The 16,648-nt window shown below is 34.3% G+C and carries 14 protein-coding genes and 1 pseudogene; 2 read left to right on the top strand and 13 right to left on the bottom strand.

Annotation, left to right across the window (positions count from 1 at the left end):
• Nucleotides 1-578: 578 nt before the first annotated feature.
• Together E7480_06270 and E7480_06265 are read right to left on the bottom strand one after the other, a co-directional pair.
• A pseudogene (locus tag E7480_06270) lies at nt 579-1,076 on the bottom strand (leucine-rich repeat domain-containing protein).
• 88 nt (nt 1,077-1,164) lie between these two features.
• Nucleotides 1,165-2,283, bottom strand: coding sequence for a hypothetical protein (locus E7480_06265; GenBank protein MBE6904195.1), 1,119 nt, complete (start codon nt 2,281-2,283; stop codon nt 1,165-1,167).
• Nucleotides 2,284-2,396: 113 nt separating this feature from the next.
• Here E7480_06265 and E7480_06260 point away from each other — a divergent pair, with 113 nt between their 5' ends.
• Nucleotides 2,397-3,239: an AraC family transcriptional regulator gene (locus E7480_06260; protein MBE6904194.1), complete on the top strand. Its 843-nt coding sequence runs from the start codon at nt 2,397-2,399 to the stop codon at nt 3,237-3,239.
• Nucleotides 3,240-3,241: 2 nt separating this feature from the next.
• On the opposite strand, the gene E7480_06255 is transcribed toward E7480_06260, so the two are convergent.
• The 5 genes from E7480_06255 to E7480_06235 all read right to left on the bottom strand — a co-directional run bounded on the left by E7480_06255 (nt 3,242) and on the right by E7480_06235 (nt 10,014).
• Entirely contained in the window at nt 3,242-3,421 is a 180-nt protein-coding gene (locus E7480_06255; GenBank protein ID MBE6904193.1) for a hypothetical protein, read from the bottom strand.
• A gap of 19 nt (nt 3,422-3,440) precedes the next feature.
• Nucleotides 3,441-3,800: a hypothetical protein gene (locus E7480_06250; GenBank protein ID MBE6904192.1), complete on the bottom strand. Its 360-nt coding sequence runs from the start codon at nt 3,798-3,800 to the stop codon at nt 3,441-3,443.
• A 27-nt stretch (nt 3,801-3,827) separates the two neighbouring features.
• Complete coding sequence (uvrA, locus tag E7480_06245; GenBank protein MBE6904191.1) at nt 3,828-6,656, bottom strand: excinuclease ABC subunit UvrA; 2,829 nt, start codon at nt 6,654-6,656, stop codon at nt 3,828-3,830.
• On the bottom strand, nt 6,649-8,613 hold the full coding sequence (uvrB, locus tag E7480_06240; protein ID MBE6904190.1) for an excinuclease ABC subunit UvrB: 1,965 nt from the start codon (nt 8,611-8,613) through the stop codon (nt 6,649-6,651). Before uvrB ends, uvrA begins: the two co-directional genes overlap by 8 nt.
• Nucleotides 8,614-8,715: 102 nt before the next feature.
• Nucleotides 8,716-10,014, bottom strand: coding sequence for a Gfo/Idh/MocA family oxidoreductase (locus tag E7480_06235; GenBank protein ID MBE6904189.1), 1,299 nt, complete (start codon nt 10,012-10,014; stop codon nt 8,716-8,718).
• Nucleotides 10,015-10,127: 113 nt separating this feature from the next.
• Between E7480_06235 and E7480_06230 the strand changes: the two genes are divergently transcribed.
• Nucleotides 10,128-10,955: an AraC family transcriptional regulator gene (locus tag E7480_06230; protein MBE6904188.1), complete on the top strand. Its 828-nt coding sequence runs from the start codon at nt 10,128-10,130 to the stop codon at nt 10,953-10,955.
• On the opposite strand, the gene E7480_06225 is transcribed toward E7480_06230, so the two are convergent.
• From E7480_06225 to E7480_06200, 6 genes are all read right to left on the bottom strand, one after another.
• Entirely contained in the window at nt 10,933-11,715 is a 783-nt protein-coding gene (locus E7480_06225; protein MBE6904187.1) for an HAD-IIA family hydrolase, read from the bottom strand. The two genes, E7480_06230 and E7480_06225, sit on opposite strands and share 23 nt — an antisense overlap.
• Nucleotides 11,716-11,805: 90 nt before the next feature.
• Nucleotides 11,806-14,262 (bottom strand): ATP-dependent Clp protease ATP-binding subunit, encoded by a 2,457-nt coding sequence (locus tag E7480_06220; protein MBE6904186.1) that lies wholly within the window; start codon nt 14,260-14,262, stop codon nt 11,806-11,808.
• Nucleotides 14,263-14,279: 17 nt separating this feature from the next.
• Nucleotides 14,280-15,266: an ATP--guanido phosphotransferase gene (locus E7480_06215; GenBank protein MBE6904185.1), complete on the bottom strand. Its 987-nt coding sequence runs from the start codon at nt 15,264-15,266 to the stop codon at nt 14,280-14,282.
• A gap of 2 nt (nt 15,267-15,268) precedes the next feature.
• The gene (locus E7480_06210) at nt 15,269-15,745 is read right to left on the bottom strand and encodes a hypothetical protein (GenBank protein MBE6904184.1); all 477 of its coding nucleotides are present in this window, start codon (nt 15,743-15,745) and stop codon (nt 15,269-15,271) included.
• Nucleotides 15,746-15,761: 16 nt separating this feature from the next.
• Nucleotides 15,762-16,211, bottom strand: a complete 450-nt coding sequence (locus E7480_06205; protein ID MBE6904183.1) for a CtsR family transcriptional regulator — start codon at nt 16,209-16,211, stop codon at nt 15,762-15,764.
• 169 nt (nt 16,212-16,380) lie between these two features.
• Nucleotides 16,381-16,602, bottom strand: a complete 222-nt coding sequence (locus E7480_06200; protein MBE6904182.1) for a hypothetical protein — start codon at nt 16,600-16,602, stop codon at nt 16,381-16,383.
• Nucleotides 16,603-16,648 lie beyond the last annotated feature (46 nt).

The following is a 16,648-nucleotide window of genomic DNA, read 5'->3' as shown; positions in this document are numbered from 1 at the left end:
GCTGTATCAAAAGAATTATCGAACTTTTCCATAACTACGTCATTTTCGAGCACACTGTCAACATAATCGGTCAATGTATTATAGGATAAATCCTTTTGCACTTCAGCAAGAGCAGTAACTAAATTTTGTTTTGCTATTGCTGTAGATTCATCGTATACAAATTTGAATTTTTTGTATTCATCCTCTACTTCTTTCCATATGCCATTTGCTATTTCTGCATTTCCTGAAAAAACTCTTGCAAATTCTAATGCGTTGTCTTCTAACCATTTTTCCTCTAATGATTGTGAAAGACCTAATTTGGATAAAATCTCTTTAGTTAAAATTTCTGTACCGTTAACAAAACACTCAGCAAAAGCTAATATACCGTTTGTGTTGTTGTCATATTCTTCAATAACATCATAACATTGTCTGTTGAGATTTTCATAGTAAAAATCTATTTCAGCATTATTTAAATATTGCGGATAATCATTAGCTATTATATCATACATAAGCTCAGAGTTAATACCGTTTAATTCAAAAGGTATATTGTTTTCTTTGGCATAGCTTTCCGCATAAGAGCCTGATTTACACTTAATAACGAGGTTATCACAATCGTAAAATGCATTATCGCCTATATAAGTAACACTATCGGGTATATTGATACTTGTAAGACTTGTGCAATTACAAAAAGCATAGTCACCTATAGATGTAACACTATCGGGTATATAGATGCTTGTAAGATTTACGCAATCTTGAAATGCACAGTCGCCTATATAAGTAACACTATCGGGTATATTGATACTTGTAAGACTTGTACAATTATAAAATGCACTATAACCTATAGTAGTAACAGGATATCTATTTATTTCGGCGGGGATTATTATACTGCCAGTGGCGGATGTATCGCAATCTGTTATTGTTACCTCGTTATTATTTATCTCGTAAGTCAAATAGCCGTAAGTTGCGGCTACCGCTTTTATTGTGAATAATTCCATAGGCATAACAGAAAAAGTAATAACAAGGGAGAGCAAAACCGATAAAAGCCTTTTCACATTATCAAACCTTTCAAAAAATATATTACAATCTACTAATAACATTTATTTTATAAGTCTAACATATATTGCCACAAAAATCAATATTATAAAGCAATAACTACCGAGGTAACAGTCGGTAGTTATAATTTTTTTATATTTTTCTCATTTGTTCGCAGTAATATTTAACAAGCTCAAATTCAGCGTCGGGGGCAATTCTGTGGTCAGGACAGGGGATATAACCGCCGAGCTTTATAAGCTCTTTAAGTCTTTTAACTTCTTTGTCAACAGCTTCCTTGTCTTTTGCAAAAACTGTTTTATTCATACCGCCGACACCGCGTAACTGTTTTCCGTATTTTTCGCGCCAAGGAGCAACTGAAGCGTTCCAAGTACCTACTTCGATGGGGAACATAGTATTTACTCTGCCATCAAGCCATAGAGGTACGAGTGAGTCGATTAAACCGTCACAATCGACAGATATAATATCAATTCCGTATGAACGAACTAAGTCGGTGATTTTTTTGTAATGAGGAACAATAAACTCTTCAAAGGTATAGGGAGCAACAAGAGGACCGTTTTTAAAGCAAATATCCTCCCAAAAATGAGCGTAGTCAAATTTAACTCCTGTTTCAAGGATTTCCTTTGCACATTCATAAGAAAGACCGCATATAGTGTCTACAATTTCTTTAAATAAATCTTCATCATCAACTAATAAGTATGAAAGCTCTGCAACTCCAAGAATGTTACGCATATTTCCTATTAGTGAGCCGAGGTGAAGACCTAAAGGAATTTCACGCTCTTCAGGAGATGGGAGAGACTTAAATAATTCCTTATCAACTCTTTTATCATTCATTTGTAAACGATGCTTATAGAGTTTTTCCCAGGTTTCTCTGTCTTTAAGAGATGTTCCAAGCTCGGCGGGAATTGATACTATATTAGGATTGTGTTTTATAATAAGACCTAAATTATCACGTACAATTTCGCTTCCGTCATCAAATCTTTCAAGAACCTCAGGTTCAAAAAAAGGGTCAAAAAAATTATTAGCGCCTACGCAGGAATTCCAGTTAAAATCAAAGCCTAACAGCTTCATTATTTCATTATCGCCTTTGCCGTTATCACCGTCATTGATATAGCTTTGAGCCATTTCTTCAGTAATATGTCCTTCTTTAGCCCATTTTAAAACAGTTTCATTCCAATAACCAAAAGATACAACAGGCATTCTTTCATATGGTTGATAGTTTAATATTGCTAAAATATTTTCTCTCAAAGTCATATTAGTACCTCCTTGATTTTTTCTTTATTTAATGATATTATGTAACAAATGAAAACTTTTTTCAATAGTTGTTATTGCTCAAAAGTTCTTTAAAATTGCTAAAAGGAGAAAATATGCTTAGAAATTTTTATTCAGAAAAGTATAGAGTTATGTCAAAAGCCTTTACTTATATGAGGCTACCTATAAAAGCACCGTTTTGTTTGAGTTCAATAGGAGAATATATTTGTGATGACAGATACTACACAGAGCGAGACGGGTTAGAAGAATATTTGCTTATTTACACTGTTGATGGTTGTGGAGAACTGTTTTACAATGAGCAAAAAATTAAATTGACTCCTAAAAGCTTAGTACTTATAAATTGTAAAAAATATCAGCTTTACTCTACTGTGAAAAATAGCTCGTGGCATTTTCGGTGGATTCATTTTTCTGCAATGGATTCGATTTGTTTTGAAGAATATATAAATGATGATAAAATTTATATTTGCAATTCCGAAACAGTATTTAATGATATTTTTAATGAGCTTAAAAATATTGATGAAATGACGGGAGCTTATGAACAGATAAGAATTTCTCAGATGCTTCAAACTATTATAGGAGATATGATTTATTATAAAAATATTGCTGTTTCAAAAAGCAATGATACTCTTGAAACAGCAATAAACTATATAAATAATAACTATAAAAATGAAATTTCGATAGAAAAGCTTGCAGACCTATGCGGAATAAGTAAATATCACTTTATAAGACAATTTAAAAAGATGTACGGAACAACTCCCCATAAATATATAATTATAAAGAGGGTAGACAGCGCTAAAAGACTTTTGTTAAACTCAAATATGTCCGTCGGAGAGATAGCAGAAAAAGCGGGCTTTTGCGACAGCAAAAACTTTATTCTTCATTTTAAAGCAGTTACAAATGTTACCCCTCACAAATACAAAGAAAGTATACAAAATTAAAACTATTTTCTGTCCTTTATTAAAGCTTCAAAGCTTCTGTCGTATGTTTTCTCTGCCGATTTCGAGAAAAAACAAGCAGGAAATTCATTATATTTTAAATGGTATTCAATGCATTTACAGCATTTCCCGTGATTTGCACAGCTGTATGTACAAGGACAATTATTTTTATTACTACATTCCATTTTTACATCCTCCAAAAAATCAATTTAAAGAATTGCCGCATTTACAGCAATATAAGCTGTCGGCATCGTTTTCTTTTTTACATTCAGAGCATAGCTTTTTGCCCTTGATATTTGCTATTTTTAAGCATAATTCTTCTTTCTGAAAAATCAATTCGTCTAATATACGTACTTTTTCTTCAACCAATTCGCCTTGTTGAATATCATTTTTTACAGCAGTATAAACAAGCTCACCTAATTCTTTATATTCTTTTTCAATAGCACCTTTGGTTTCAGCAAGATTTACATTTAATTTTGTAAGTGCTGAAATTTGAGATGCTTTTTTTGCAGTTACATCTGCAATTTCTTTTGCCTTTAAAATGGTTTCATCAACAATACTCATAAAACTATATCCTTTCTTGTTAATAATTTAATTGCGATTTAACTCTTTTTTGATATATTTGCCGGTATATGATTTTTCACATTCGGCTACTTGCTCAGGAGTACCGCAAACAACTATATTACCTCCCTTATCGCCGCCTTCGGGGCCTAAGTCAATAATATAATCTGCTGTTTTTATTATATCTAAATTGTGTTCAATAACAACAACTGTATTTCCGCCCTTTACAAGCTTATTAAGAACATCAATAAGCTTATGAACATCAGCAGCGTGAAGACCTGTGGTAGGCTCATCGAGTATATATATCGTTTTACCGGTAGAGCGTTTAGATAGCTCAGTAGCAAGCTTTACTCGCTGAGCCTCTCCTCCTGAAAGGGTAGTAGAGGGTTGGCCTATTTTTATATATCCTAAACCAACTTCATAAAGAGTTTCAAGCTTTTTTCTTATTTTAGGAATAGCATTGAAAAACTCGATACCTTCCTCAACTGTCATTTCAAGTACATCGTATATACTTTTATTCTTATATTTTACTTCAAGCGTTTCTCTTCCGTAGCGTTTACCTTTACAAACTTCACAAGGAACATATACATCGGGCAAAAAATGCATTTCTATTTTTAATATTCCGTCACCCTGACAAGCTTCACATCTTCCGCCTTTTACGTTAAAAGAAAATCTGCTTGCATTATAGCCTCTTGCTTTAGCATCGTTGGTGTTGGCAAAAAGCTCTCTTATATCCGAAAATACACCTGTATAAGTAGCAGGGTTTGAACGTGGAGTGCGTCCGATAGGAGATTGGTCTATATCAATAACCTTATCTAAAGCTTCTATGCCTTCAATAGTTTTGTGAGCTCCGGCTCTGCATTTAGCGCCATTTAACTGAGATGCTAAGCTCTTGTAAAGAATTTCATTTACAAGAGAAGATTTACCTGAGCCTGATACTCCTGTGATACAGGTAAAAGTGCCAAGAGGTATTTCAACATCAATATTTTTAAGATTATTTTCAGATGCACCTATAATTTTCAATGTGTTTCCATTACCTTTTCTTCTTGTTTCAGGTATAGGAACAAATTTTTGACGGCTCAGATACTGTCCTGTAATAGAATTTTTGTTTTGCATAATTTCCTGTGCTGTTCCTGCGGCTATTATTTCTCCTCCGTGAATTCCTGCACCTGGACCGATGTCAACAATATAATCTGCATTAAGCATAGTATCTTCATCGTGTTCAACTACAATTAGTGTATTACCTAAATCACGCAGTTTTTTCAGAGTTTCTAACAGTCGGTCGTTATCCCTCTGATGTAATCCTATGCTTGGCTCATCTAAAATATACAGTACACCCATAAGAGAAGAGCCAATCTGAGTTGCAAGGCGAATACGTTGACTTTCTCCACCTGACAATGTACCGGAAAAACGATTGAGCGTTAAATACTCAAGACCTACGCTTTTTAAAAAGTTAAGACGGGAATTTATTTCCTTTAATATCTGATGTGAGATTATCTTATCTTTTTCAGAGAGAACAAGATTTTCAAAATAATCAATACAGTCACTTACTGAAAGCTTTGTAAGCTCATAAATATTAAGATTTCCTACTGTTACAGCCAAAGCATTACTGTTAAGTCTTGCACCTTTACAGTCTGGACAAGGCAATTCTGTCATAGAATTTTCAATTTCAGAACGCATAAAATCGCTGCTTGTTTCTCTGTGACGGCGCTCAAGATTGTTTATTATACCTTCAAAATCTGTTTTGTAGGTACCGCTTCCGTATTCATTAACCCTTGTCATTAAAAGCTTTTTACCGTTTGTACCGTATAGAATAGCGTTTATTGCTTCTTCTGAAAGAGAAGAAAGGGGATCGGTTATCTTAAAACCGTATTCTTCTCCTAAAGCTCTGTAATACATTTCAGCAATAGTACCGCCTTCGGCATAACTCCAGCCGCTTGCTCTTATTCCACCTTGCGCTATTGAAAGATTTTTGTTTGGCATTATTAAATCGGGATCTATTTTCAAAAGAGTGCCTAAGCCTGTACAAGTTTTACAAGCGCCAAAAGGGTTATTAAAAGAAAACATTCTTGGTGTAAGTTCATCAATTTCTATATCGTGATCGGGACAAGCATATTTTTGCGAAAATAAATATTCTTTATCTTCGGTAACAGCAAGAATAATTCCTTTAGTAAGATGCGAAGCTGTTTCAATAGAATCCGCAAGTCGTTTTCTTATATCAGGCTTAATTACTAAACGGTCAACGATAATATCAATAGAGTGTTTTTTGTTTTTATCTAATGTTATTTCTTCAGAAACATCATAAATGTTTCCGTCTACACGAATTCTGACAAATCCGCTTTTTTCTGCATCTTCAATTACTTTTATGTGCTCTCCTTTTCTTTGACGTATAACAGGAGCCATAATTTGAAGCTTTGTTCCTTCGGGTAAAGAGAGAATTTTGTCGGTAATTTGGTCAATTGTTTGCTGACGTATTTCTTTTTTACAAATAGGACAGTGGGGAACACCTATTCTTGCATATAAAAGTCTGAAATAATCATATATTTCCGTAACAGTACCCACTGTTGACCGTGGATTTTTTGAGGTGGTTTTCTGGTCAATGGAAATAGCAGGGGAGAGACCTTCGATATAATCTACATCAGGCTTTTCCATTTGTCCTAAAAACTGTCTTGCGTAAGAGGAAAGAGATTCAACATAGCGGCGTTGTCCCTCTGCATAAATCGTATCAAAAGCAAGAGAAGATTTGCCCGAGCCTGAGAGTCCTGTAAGTACAACAAGCTTATCTCTTGGTATCTCCACGTCAATATTTTTCAAATTATGTTCTCTTGCACCTTTAATGAAAATACTTTTATTATTCATTTTCTAATTCCTTTATTTTATCTCTGAGATATGCTGCATGTTCAAATTCAAGCAACGTAGCAGCAGCCTTCATTTCTTTTTTTAGTTTTTCTATAAGCTCTTGTTTTTGAGTTTTTCCTAAACGGCGTAATCCTTTTTTTTGCAATTCTTTTTCAGAAGATGTTATTTCAAGAACATCACGAACATCTTTTATAATTGATTTTGGAACAATTCCGTGTTCCTTATTATATTGTTCTTGAATAGTTCTTCGCCTTAACGTTTCGGAAATAGCTCGTTCCATTGAAGGAGTAACACTGTCAGCATACATTATAACAGTACCGTGATCGTTTCTTGCGGCTCTTCCTATCGTTTGAATTAAAGAGGTTTCGCTTCTTAAAAAACCCTCTTTGTCAGCATCAAGAATAGCTACAAGAGAAACCTCAGGAATATCTAAACCTTCACGAAGTAAATTGATTCCCACTAATACATCAAATTCTCCTAAACGAAGTTCTCTTATAATCTTCATTCTTTCAATAGTGTCTACATCGTGATGAAGATATCTTACCTTTATTCCTGATGTTGCTAAAAACTCTGTTAAATCCTCAGCCATTTTTTTTGTAAGAGTAGTAACAAGAACCCTCTCATTCTTTTGTGTACGCTCAACAATTTCGCTCAACAAATCGTCAATTTGTCCTATTGTTGGCTTTACTGTTATTTCTGGGTCAAGAAGTCCTGTAGGACGTATTACTTGCTCAGCTATGTTTTCACTACGAGAGCGTTCATATTCTCCGGGAGTTGCGCTTACGTAAATAATTTGATTTGTTTTTTCTTCAAATTCTTTAAAATTTAACGGTCTGTTGTCAAATGCTGAAGGTAAACGAAAACCAAATTCAATAAGACTTTCTTTTCTTGAACGGTCTCCGCCGTACATTCCTCTGACTTGAGGAACAGAAACGTGGGATTCGTCAACAAAAAGTAAATAATCCTTAGGAAAATAGTCCATAAGAGTAAAAGGAGGCTCACCCGGTTTTCTTCCGGTCATAATAGCCGAATAGTTTTCTATACCTTTACAAAAGCCTATTTCACGAAGCATTTCTATATCATACATAGTGCGCTGCATAATTCTTTGAGCTTCAATAAGCTTATTGTTTCTTTCAAAATATCTTATACGATCTTGCATTTCTTTTTCTATTTTTATAAGAGCATTCTCTAATTTTTCTCTTGATACAACATAGTGAGAAGCGGGATAAATTGCGGCGTGAGATAAAACTCCTTTAACCTTTCCTGTTACGTTGTGAACCTCGCATATTCTGTCAACCTCATCACCGAAAAATTCAACTCTTATAAGAGTATCAGTTGAAGCGGCAGGGAAGATATCTACAACATCTCCCTTAACTCTGAAACGGTTTCTTTGTAAATCAATATCGTTTCTTTCAAACTGTATTTCTACAAGACGTGAAATAAGGAAATCCCTGTTCATTTCCATACCGCTGCGAATAGAAATAACCATATTTTTATAATCAATAGGGTCACCTAAGCTGTAAATACAAGAAACGCTGGAAACTATAATAACGTCTTTGCGTTCAAAAAGAGCGGCAGTAGCAGAGTGACGCAATTTTTCAATTTCGTCATTTATAGAAGAGTCTTTTTCTATATAAGTATCGGTATTGGGAACATATGCCTCAGGCTGATAATAATCATAATAACTAACAAAATATTCCACCGCATTTTCGGGGAAGAACTCCTTGAATTCAGAGCAGAGCTGTGCCGCAAGAGTTTTGTTGTGAGCTAAGATAAGGGTAGGACGGTTTACTTTTTCAATTATATTAGCCATTGTAAAGGTTTTTCCCGAGCCTGTTACACCAAGCAATACCTGTTCCTTTAAACCGTTTAAAACGCCATCGGAAAGGCTTTTAATAGCTTCCGGCTGATCACCTGTAGGCTTGTATTTTGAATGTAAAATAAACTTGTTAGGCACTTATCTCACCACACAACATAAAACTTGATATATATATTATATCACAAAATTTTTATAAGTAAAGAAAAAAGCAGATGCTTTTTAGCATCTGCTTTTTAGAAATTAATTGTTTGTAAATCCATATTCTGCAAAAAATTTATCAATATTTTCAACCGTGTCTTCACGTCTTGATTTTTCAGCAGCAAAGCCTATGAGATGATTTTTTACTGAAATATTTATGTCAGCAGCACAATATCCATTATAGTTTCCGCTGAAATAATCATAAAGTTCATAGACCAATCCGGTATCTCCGCCGCCGTGTCCACCTAAAATGCTTTCTTCTGTCAAGGTTGTAGCAACTTCTTTGCGCTTTCCGTCGTCAAATGTATAAATCTCAATTTTGTCAGACTCCATATAAGCAGTAAGTTCACCCTTGGTTCCAAAAATACGAATGAATCTTCCGCCTTGGTTGAAAGCATTCATTGTAAGAGTTACATTTGCTCCACTCTTAAATTGCATATTAACAGTCTGATGGTCAACAACATCATTATTAGCGTGGTATACACATAAACCGTAATCGGTTGTTTTAAGAGCTGTCATAACATCTTCATCTGTTATATTATCACCTTTTACAATATCACGGGTAGAGGAGTATCTGAACCAAGAATTTTCCTTATCATCATAATAAAGCTTGCGGCAATTGTAAGGACAGGTATCTTCAATAGGACATCCGCCGTCAATACATCTTACAGGTGCGCCTTTTGGAGCATTTGCCTCAGTAAAATATGTAAGCTTACCAAAAGACTGTATCTTTTCGCAAGGCTCATCTAAAAGCCATTGAAGAATATCTAAATCGTGGCAGCATTTAGCAAGAAGCATAGGAGATGTTTCTTTTTCACTATGCCAATTTCCACGTACATAACTGTGACTTTGATGAATATTTCCTACAGCTTCGACGTGCATAATAGACATAACATTTCCTAAAGTTCCATCCATTATAATGTTTTTAATTTTTTTGAAGAAATTAGTATATCTTAATACATGACATACAAGAACTTTTACACCTTTTTTTTCTGCTGCAAGGGCGATATCAGCACATTCCTTAGCGGTAGGTGCTACGGGTTTCTCAAGAAGAAGATTATAACCCAACTCAATAGCTTTCATAGCAGGCTCATAATGCATATCATCCATAGTAGATATTATTGCAAAATCCGCCATTTTAGGCTGAGAAAGAATATCCTCCCAAGAATTATAACACATTTCGTCAGAAAGATTGTGAGCGCTTTTAATATAATTTCTTCTTATTTCGACAGGTTCAGCAACACCAACTACCTTAAATTTATCTTTAGCATTTAGCATTTCATTGGTATAGGTTGTTCCTCTCATACCTGCACCGATTAAAATTACAGAATATTGTTTCATAAAAATTCCCCTAACTCTTGAATTTTATATAAATTTATGTTAGCATAATTATATATATAATTATAGTATAAATAAAGTATTATTTAGCACAAAATTGATATTTGGTGATTTTTATGAAGAATGTAGCAAAAGAACTTGATATAGTTAAATACACTGCCGCTGCAGTAAAAGTATTACAATTTAAATGCGAATCTGATTTTACTTGCTTTGCATTACATTGGCATGACCGCCTTGAAATCATTAAAGTAAAAAAAGGCTCTATGAAAATCGAGCTTGGCGGAAAGACCTTTATGTTAAATACAAATCAAATGGTTATATTTCCACCGCGAATGGCGCATAAAGGATATACCGAAAACGAAAATGTGGAATACGATGTTCTTATGTTTGATGTAAGATCTTTTTATAATGAAGCTCCGATTTGCACTTTAACTCTTCCTTTGATACTCGAAGGGAGAGTGAAGTTTCAAAATATCATTTCAGATATTGAAACAATTAATATCTGTGATAAAATCTGCTATAACAAAAATCCGGATTCTTTGGAAATTATATCTCTTGTTTATAAGTTATTATTTGTATTATTTGATAAGCATCTTTCTGAAATCGGACCTAAAACACACGACAAATCGAGCGCTATGATAAATTACATAGAAAAAAATTACACTCAAGACCTTAATACTACGGTATTAAGTAAAAATTTCGGTTATAGTAGTGAACATTTCTGCCGTAAATTTAAAGAAGCCACCGGCATTACACCGATGACTTACCTTAAAATTTACAGATTGGAGCAATCTGTAAAAATGCTTAAATTGAACGAATTGAGTATAAGTGAAATAGCAGCTCAATGTGGATTTAACGATGCTAACTATTTTACTCGCTGTTTCAAAGCACATTACGGAGTTTCTCCGAAAAAGTTCAAAATTAATCAGTTAACAACTTTGTAATTTCGTCAATACTTTCTAAAATGACATCGGGAATAATATTCTTTTTAATGGTATCTTCTTTAGTTGCTTCGCCTGTTAAAACAAGAATAGAGGTCATTTCATTCCCGATACATAAAGAAATATCAGTTTCAAGTCTATCACCGACAACACCAATTTCACAAGGCTTATATCCCGTTTTCTTTATTATATAGTTAAATGTATCTACGGTGGGCTTGCCGAAAAATCTCGGATATCTTCCTGTTGCGGCTTCTATAAGCTTCGCTGTTGAACCGCAATCGGGAACAAAGCCGTCTTCTACAGGACAGGTAGTATCCTGATTTATTCCGTAATAAATAGCTCCGTTTTTAACAAATTTACAAGCTTTGCATAATTTTTCGTATGTAAGAGTGGGATCAAAGCCAATAACAACTATATCGGGATTTGTATCATTTAATTCAATACCGGCTTTTGTAAAAAACTCTAACATTGAAGGAGTGCCGACCGCATATACACTTTTTCCCTTATGATTATTAAGAAGATAATCAATAATAACATTTGTTGAAATAAGCATATGGCTTTTATCAATATTTATATTCATTTTTTTGAGTTTTTCGAGATATGCATCGGTGCTTTTTGAAGAGTTGTTTGTAAAAAAATAAAAATCTCTGCCTGTACTTTTGATTTTTTCTAAAAAACGATGAGTATAGGAGAATAGGTTATTACCTAAATATATTGTTCCGTCCATATCCAGAATAAAGCATTTTATTTTTGATAAGTTCATATAAAAACCCTTTCAGTTAAAAATTTAGCAGACATAGTGACTTAATCTATGTCTGCTAATTATACTACTTTATAAAAGTTTTTTCAAGTATCAGCTTTCGGTTTTTATTGTATATTCTCCGTCGTTGTAGGAAACAGAAATAGTATCTCCTTTGTTGATTTTTCCTTCAAGTAAGGCTTCGGCAATTTTGTCCTCAACATTACTCTGAATGGCTCTTCTCAACGGTCTTGCACCGTATATAGCATCAAATCCTGTTAGAGCGAGTTGCTCAATGGCAGAGTCATCAAAGCTTGCATAAATCTCAATATTATTTAATCGTTTTGAAACCTCAGCAAGCATTTTACCGGCTATCTTTTTTATATCTTCTTTGTTTAACTGTGAAAAAACTATTATATCGTCAATTCTGTTAAGAAATTCAGGTCTGAAGCTTTTTTTGAGTTCTCCCAAAACATCGGACTTTATTTTCTTTTGGTCCTTGTCAAAGCTATCTACTGTATCTGCAAAGCCAAGTCTTTTGTTTTCTGTAATAAGTCTTGCTCCGATGTTTGATGTCATTATAACAATAGTGTTTTTAAAATCAACTTTTTTGCCGTGACTATCTGTCAGAATACCGTCTTCAAGAATTTGTAAAAGTATATTAAATACGTCAGGATGCGCCTTTTCGATTTCATCGAACAAAACCACAGAATAAGGATTTCTGCGTACTTTTTCTGTCAATTGTCCTCCGTCCTCGTGTCCTACATATCCGGGAGGGGAGCCTATCATTCTTGACACTGTATGCTTTTCCATATATTCGGACATATCAATTCTTATCATAGAATTTTCATCACCGAACATTGCTTCAGCAAGCGCTTTACATAGCTCTGTTTTTCCAACACCTGTCGGACCTAAGAAAAGAAACGAGCCAATAGGTCTTTTAGGGTCTTTTAGACCAATTCTTCCTCTTCTTATAGCCTTGGAAATTTTAACAACTGCTTCGTCTTGTCCCACAACTCTTTCGTGAAGAATGTTTTCCATATTTAAAAGGCGTTGGCTTTCATCTTGACCGAGCTTTGTTACAGGGATATTAGTCCAATTAGAAACTATTTGCGCGATTTCTTCTTCACCTACAGTGCAATATTCACCCTGAGCCTTTTCAGACCATTTCTTTTTCTCTTTTTCAAGGTCTTCTTTTAGATTTCTTTCTTCGTCACGAAGCTTTGCTGCACGTTCAAAATCTTGTTCCTTTACAGCCTCTTCTTTTTCACTTGCCAATGCTTCTATTTTTGCTTCAAGCTCTTTTAAATCGGGGGGAGAGGTGAGAGTGGAAAGTCGCATTTTAGACGCAGCTTCATCCATAAGGTCGATAGCTTTATCAGGTAAAAATCTGTCTGTAATATATCTTTTTGAAAGCTTTACAGCAGCCTGAATAGCTTCATCGGAAATTTTTACTTTATGATGTGCTTCATATTTATCCTTTAATCCGCGTAAAATTTCTATCGCTTCATCTTCGGTAGGTTCACCTACTGTTACAGGTTGGAAACGTCTTTCCAATGCTGAATCTTTTTCTATATATTTTCTGTATTCATTGATTGTTGTTGCACCTATAACTTGCAATTCTCCTCTTGCTAAAGAAGGCTTTAATATATTTGCAGCATCCACAGCACCTTCTGCCGCACCTGCGCCAACTATAGTATGCAGCTCATCAATAAATAAGATTACATTTCCTGCTTTTTTTACTTCTTCAAGAGCATTTTTTAATCTTTCTTCAAATTCACCTCTGTACTTAGCACCGGCAATCATTCCCGATAAATCTACAGTTACAACTCGTTTATCCTTTAATATTTCAGGAACGTTACCTTTTGTTATTCTTTGGGCAAGTCCTTCTGCAACAGCAGTTTTACCTACACCGGGCTCACCAATAAGACAAGGGTTGTTTTTAGTTCTTCTTGAAAGAATTTGTATAACTCTGTCAATTTCAGCATCACGGCCTATTATAGGGTCGATTTTTTCTTCTCTTGCCATATCGGTAAGGTCTCTTCCAAACTGATTTAATACGGGTGTATTAGAAGAACTTGCTGAAGAAGTATGAGTTGTTTGATTTGAAGAGGAAGCTTTTACTCCTGATGTATCAATTCCTAAAACATCAATTATATCATTTGCTATCATTTCGGGCGTAACACCTAATCGGTTTAAAATTTCAACGCCTTTACAATCATATTCGTTTATAAGAGCAAGCAAAAGATGTTCTGTACCTACATAGCTGTTTCCCAAAGCTCTTGCTTGTTGAAAAGCATCGTTGATAATTTTTTTTGTTCTCGGTGTCATATCCTGAGCTGAAACAGGGGAGGGAATACCGCTTCCTATAAGCTCCATAATTTCACCTACAACGTTTGCCATTGTAATATTTCTTGATGTTAGCACTTTAGAAGCTATACCGTTTTCTTCTCTGATAAGGCCTAAAAGCAAATGCTCGCTTCCTATATATCCGTGACCTAATTCTTTGGCACTTTCCAAAGCAAGATTAAGCGCCTTTGCAGCTCTTTGCGTAAATCTATTGTCAAACATAAAAACCATTTCCTTTCCTATAGTTTGGTTCTGATAATTTCAGCACGCTTCAAGTCTCTGTCTGACGGAGTAAGCTCTCCGTAAGCTTTCATAATTGTAGCAGGATGACATTCTGTTATCAGACTGTCCAACGTTTTTAAATCAATTTCTTTTATTATTTCTGCTTCAATACCTAATCTTATTTTAGATATAAGCTTTAAAAATTCGTCAGTTGATATAGTTCTTGCGTATTTGAGAATTCCATAGCTTGTGCAAATATCATTTTCAAAATAAATACCTTTTTTCTTAATCAATTCATTACGTACACGTTTTTCCTCTTCCTCAATAGTCTTAATAACTTCATTAAGTCTTTTAACGGTATCACCTTCGGTTATTCCCATAGTAGTACGATTGGAAAGCTGATAGAAATCCGCTTTTCCTTTAGAGCCTTCTCCGTACATACCTCTTAAATTAAGACCCATAGAAGACACTATATTGTTAAGCTTATTAAGAAGCCCCGCTTCGCTGATACAGGGGAGATGAAGCATTACAGATGCTCTCATTCCTGTTCCTAAGTTAGTCGGACAATGAGTTATATAGCCTAAATTTTCGTCAAAAGCAAAGGGGAGATGTTTTTCCAACTCATCATCAATCTCCATAGCCGTTTCTAAAAGCTTATCCATAGAGCTTGCATCACCCAAAACCTGTATACGCAAATGATCTTCTTCGTTTATCATTATTGACAGATTTTGTGCCTTGTTAATCAAAAGACTTTTGCCATTTCTGTTTTTTATAAATTGAGGGCTTATAAGATGAGCTTCTACTAAAGACTGAGCTGTAATATCGTCAACGGATGCCATATCTATAAAAGTCAAATCTTTAAAAAGGGGATTATCAATATTTTTGCAAGCTTCTTTTACAGCTTGACATATTTCGTTTTGTTGTTTTAAAGTTATTTTACTCTCAAAGGGATATCCGCTTATATTTCTTGCAAGTCTTATGCGTCCAGAAATTTTTATGCTCATAGTTACGCCTCCATTTCTTTGATTTTATCTCTTATTATTGCAGCTTGCTCATATTCCTGAGCTTCTACAGCAGCATTAAGCTTTGCTTTTAAATCTTCAAGTTCTCTTTTGATTTTTATTTTTTTATTTGCGCTATTAGGGATTTTTCCCATATATTGAGCATTGTGATGAATTTTAGAAATATAGGGATTAAGAGTTGAAGAAAAAACCTCATAGCACTTCTCGCATCCCACTTTTCCCGTCTTTTCTATATATCCGATATCGGCACCGCATTGTGTGCAGGTCAAAGCCTTTACAGTTGTTAATGCAGGGGAGAAAAACATATTTGAAAAGACTTTATCAAAATCAAGGAACGATGTGCTGTTTTCCTGATAATGCGCTGCACATTCAGAGCATAGAAAAGCTTCTTTTTTAATACCATTTATATTTTCTTTTATATGAGTTGTAGCTTCTTTTGCATTACATTTCTGACATAACATAAAAATACCTCTTTTCTTAATCTTCTAAACCTATAAGCATACTTTTGAATATTGATGCTCTTAATATATCCCAATATTGAGGGGGAACACCTGAAAAGTTTTTATCTGATAATGCACTTGCCATTAAAGAAAGACTTTTTTTATCAATAACACCATTGTCATACATATTGCTTAAAAATATTTTTATACTTACTGCATCTATTCTTTGTCCTATAGAGTTAAGTATATGCATTATATATCCTTTTTTTGTATAATTGGGACGTGATATTTTGATATATCCGCCTCCACCGCGTCTGCTTTCAACAATGTAGCCTTGCTCGGGAGTAAAGCGGGAAGATAAAACATAGTTTATTTGGCTTGGTACAACTGAAAATTTTATAGCAAGTTCGTTTCTTCCTAATTCAACGCTATCGTTTTCAGATAGTAAATCTTTTATAAATTCTGCAATTAAATCACTTGAACGCATATTAATCTCCCCTCTTTTTTCTGACTTTGACTTTCTTTGACCTTTGATTATATAATATACTCCTTCCGAGAAAAAAGCAAAGTCGGAAGGAGTATAAAAAAGCTTAAAAATTTAAAATATAGCTGTTTTTTAAAAAATATCTTTATTTTTCTAAAGAAATCATTGATTTTTAAAGTATAGCACGGAAAGGCTCTGCAGGTAATCCGTTTCCGTTAAATAGGGAGACAGAGGGCCAAGAAGTCCAAGCGTATCTGATTTGAGTTGCTGAAGAAACATTAGAAATAGTAACAGTATCGCCGTTAACGGTTATCTGATTTGAACTAACAGGTGTCCAGTTTTGACCGTTGGTGCTTATTTCAATACCTGTTACGCTTGAATTAGCTAATCTCATATTTGATGCATTGTTAAACTTCAATACTATATTTGAACCTTGCTTT

The organism is Oscillospiraceae bacterium (assembly GCA_015067255.1).
In the GTDB taxonomy this organism is placed as follows: domain Bacteria; phylum Bacillota; class Clostridia; order Oscillospirales; family SIG519; genus SIG519.
This window is presented reverse-complemented; position numbering and strand designations above follow the sequence as displayed.

What these genes read in the sequence shown, in the direction of transcription:
- E7480_06230 (MBE6904188.1), top strand. Translation starts at nt 10,128, where the DNA reads ATGAAGAATGTAGCAAAAGAACTTGATATAGTTAAATACACTGCCGCT.
- E7480_06200 (MBE6904182.1), bottom strand. Translation starts at nt 16,602, where the DNA reads ATGAGATTAGCTAATTCAAGCGTAACAGGTATTGAAATAAGCACCAAC.
- E7480_06260 (MBE6904194.1), top strand. Translation starts at nt 2,397, where the DNA reads ATGCTTAGAAATTTTTATTCAGAAAAGTATAGAGTTATGTCAAAAGCC.
- E7480_06215 (MBE6904185.1), bottom strand. Translation starts at nt 15,266, where the DNA reads ATGAGCATAAAAATTTCTGGACGCATAAGACTTGCAAGAAATATAAGC.
- E7480_06265 (MBE6904195.1), bottom strand. Translation starts at nt 2,283, where the DNA reads ATGACTTTGAGAGAAAATATTTTAGCAATATTAAACTATCAACCATAT.
- E7480_06255 (MBE6904193.1), bottom strand. Translation starts at nt 3,421, where the DNA reads ATGGAATGTAGTAATAAAAATAATTGTCCTTGTACATACAGCTGTGCA.
- E7480_06235 (MBE6904189.1), bottom strand. Translation starts at nt 10,014, where the DNA reads ATGAAACAATATTCTGTAATTTTAATCGGTGCAGGTATGAGAGGAACA.
- E7480_06205 (MBE6904183.1), bottom strand. Translation starts at nt 16,211, where the DNA reads ATGCGTTCAAGTGATTTAATTGCAGAATTTATAAAAGATTTACTATCT.
- E7480_06250 (MBE6904192.1), bottom strand. Translation starts at nt 3,800, where the DNA reads ATGAGTATTGTTGATGAAACCATTTTAAAGGCAAAAGAAATTGCAGAT.
- E7480_06225 (MBE6904187.1), bottom strand. Translation starts at nt 11,715, where the DNA reads ATGAACTTATCAAAAATAAAATGCTTTATTCTGGATATGGACGGAACA.
- uvrA (MBE6904191.1), bottom strand. Translation starts at nt 6,656, where the DNA reads ATGAATAATAAAAGTATTTTCATTAAAGGTGCAAGAGAACATAATTTG.
- E7480_06210 (MBE6904184.1), bottom strand. Translation starts at nt 15,745, where the DNA reads ATGTTATGTCAGAAATGTAATGCAAAAGAAGCTACAACTCATATAAAA.
- E7480_06220 (MBE6904186.1), bottom strand. Translation starts at nt 14,262, where the DNA reads ATGTTTGACAATAGATTTACGCAAAGAGCTGCAAAGGCGCTTAATCTT.